This is a genomic window from Vibrio sp. R-1, from assembly GCF_035615595.1.
GTDB lineage: Bacteria > Pseudomonadota > Gammaproteobacteria > Enterobacterales > Vibrionaceae > Vibrio > Vibrio cholerae.
In genome coordinates this window covers 1-2,357 of record NZ_WPDC01000165.1, presented here as the reverse complement: position 1 = coordinate 2,357, position 2,357 = coordinate 1, and the positions used below count along the sequence as shown (strand labels likewise).

The following is a 2,357-nucleotide window of genomic DNA, read 5'->3' as shown; positions in this document are numbered from 1 at the left end:
GTGAATACCTTCCTCTTTCTATATTGCTTATCGAAGCGAGTTAATTGGCTTTCGGTAACACAACGACCTTTGTTTTAGCCCAGATATCGTGAAAGCCACGTTTTTTCGTATCAAACAACACAGTCAAGTTGGCGAGCCCAAAACCCGATGTGGCTAGACGGATCAGCGCTTGTGTGGCTGAGATGTGGTGACCTTCCTCAGTGCAAATGTGCATTTTCCATGCGCGCATACCTAGCGTTTGTCCGCCACGAGTCCAGAAGTAAACAAAGAAATAGATCCAAACCAAGGCAAGATAAACGGTATACACTGGACTCCAAATCGGATGAGAAGAAAGAAGATCGCTCGCATCTTGATACGGGGCGTAGCTCATGAGCCCCGCAGCCACCAAAGCTTCAAGCACTGCGACGACTACGCCGCCAGCCATCATTAGAATCGCCATTACGATCAGTGCGTCGTAAGTCCATGCCCCTAAACGCCGAAAAAAACCAGCCGGAGGAAGTGTCGCGTAGTTCATCATTATCATTCTTGGTTACTTGAAAGAGGCCAAGCATAGCCAGTGCAAAATCCGAAAGAAAGAGAGCTAACGCACAGCTTAAGGCTTTGTGGTGAAATAATCGGCAAACGATTTTATTTTCAATCTTTTGCTATTGCGTGCTTCGACTTCTTACGTATAATGCGTTCCATCAAAGGGCAACAGCCTAGATGCCGATGTGGTGAAATTGGTAGACACGACGGATTCAAAATCCGTTTCCTTCGGGAGTGACGGTTCAAGTCCGTCCATCGGTACCATAATTTAAAGAAGCCGACTCAATGAGTCGGCTTTTTGCTATCTGTCATATTCATATCCGCTTTCGTGATCTAACAACCTTCATAGCAATCAGACTGATGCAGTTATTATTAACTTCTTCTATCATATTCGGGTTATTCACTCAGATGTAATCAAGATTGTGGCAAGCATTAAAATCACGGTAGATAGATTGCAACCCGGGCTCTACATTCGGTTGCCAGTCAAATGGAATGAGCATCCTTTCCTATTCAATAGCTTTAAAATCAAATCACAAGAGCAGATCCAACTGATCAAGCATCTTGGCATCCAGCACGTTTTTCTCAATCCGGGATTAAGCGACAGTCAGCCATTACCCCCCAGTGTTGAAGAGTCAACTCCAGAAGAGGCTCTACCTCCGGTTGATAGTGAAGCGGAAAAGCTATGGCAGGAAAAGCAAACACGAATAGAGAAGCTCAACGAATATCGACGTCGAGTACAAACTTGTGAGAAAGAGTTTGAACGTTCTCTTGCTCGTATGCGTGCGGTAGTGAATAAAATTCGTAACCGCCCTTTAGATGCCATCGGCGAAGCCATCATATTGGTCGATGATATCGTCGACAAATTGCTGAGTGATGATAATGTCACCTTGCATTTAATGAACAGCAAAAGTGAATTTGAAGATATCTATTTTCACTCTTTAAATGTGTCAGTCATTGCCATGATGATTGGTAAAGCGAGAGGTTTACCTGCAGAACGAATCAAAGAGCTGGCTTTTGCGGCGCTCTTTCATGACATAGGCAAAGTGAGAGTGCCAACGGCGATCGTACGTAAAAAGACCCCATTAACGGAACCGGAAGAAAACTACTTACGGCTGCATACCAAATACGGCATAGAGTTGGCCGATAATATAGAAACGTTTCCTGAAAGTGCTAAACGTGTCATCGAACAACATCACGAACTGCGAGATGGTTCGGGCTATCCACTCGGCCTAAAAGGGGATGATATTGATGAGCTTGCGCAGATTGTGGCGGTAGCGAACGCGTTCGACAATCTTTGCCACCCCAATATTCCTTCGGAACAAAAGATCCCGTACGTTGCTTTGTCTCATCTATTTAAGAATTGTAAGCATCTTTATAACGCGGAGAATTTAGGCATCTTAGTTAAGTTCATGGGGGTGTTCCCACCAGGAACTGTCGTACAGCTCTCTAATGATATGGTGGGGTTAGTCATTTCAGTGAATGCAAGTAGCCTCTTGTATCCGAATGTACTGATTTATGATCCCTCAGTCCCGCGTTCTCAAGCGCCGATAATTGATCTTGCAGACCGAGATCTGAAAATCGTCAATGCCATTTTACCGAACAAATTACCTGATAAGGTTCGTGATTATCTTAACCCGCGTTCACGGATCTCATACTTCTTTGACAGCGAAGAGTAAAAGAGATCCTTTTAGAGCATTTTGAGATTGAATGGCGATTAAATTGCGTCATTTTTATGAGAGAAAGAGTGATAAATAAACGTCTTGTCGGTTTTGTGTTCGAACGAGCGTGTTTTAAGAAAAATTTGTGATTAGGGGCTTGCATAAAAAAAGCAG

General features: G+C 43.9%; 2 protein-coding genes and 1 tRNA gene. 2 read left to right on the top strand and 1 reads right to left on the bottom strand.

The window, feature by feature from the left end; translation table 11 throughout:
- Positions 1-40: 40 nt before the first annotated feature.
- The gene (locus GOU96_RS17265) at positions 41-514 is read right to left on the bottom strand and encodes an RDD family protein (protein ID WP_001104967.1); all 474 of its coding nucleotides are present in this window, start codon (positions 512-514) and stop codon (positions 41-43) included.
- 190 nt (positions 515-704) lie between these two features.
- Here GOU96_RS17265 and GOU96_RS17260 point away from each other — a divergent pair.
- Together GOU96_RS17260 and GOU96_RS17255 are read left to right on the top strand one after the other, a co-directional pair.
- Positions 705-789 (top strand) — tRNA-Leu (locus GOU96_RS17260).
- A 158-nt stretch (positions 790-947) separates the two neighbouring features.
- Entirely contained in the window at positions 948-2,201 is a 1,254-nt protein-coding gene (locus GOU96_RS17255) for an HD-GYP domain-containing protein (protein ID WP_123162967.1), read from the top strand.
- The last annotated feature ends 156 nt before the right edge of the window (positions 2,202-2,357 follow it).

Bases quoted from the DNA above. Each gene is read 5' to 3' on its own strand.
- GOU96_RS17265 (WP_001104967.1), bottom strand. From the start codon at position 514: ATGAACTACGCGACACTTCCTCCGGCTGGTTTTTTTCGGCGTTTAGGG.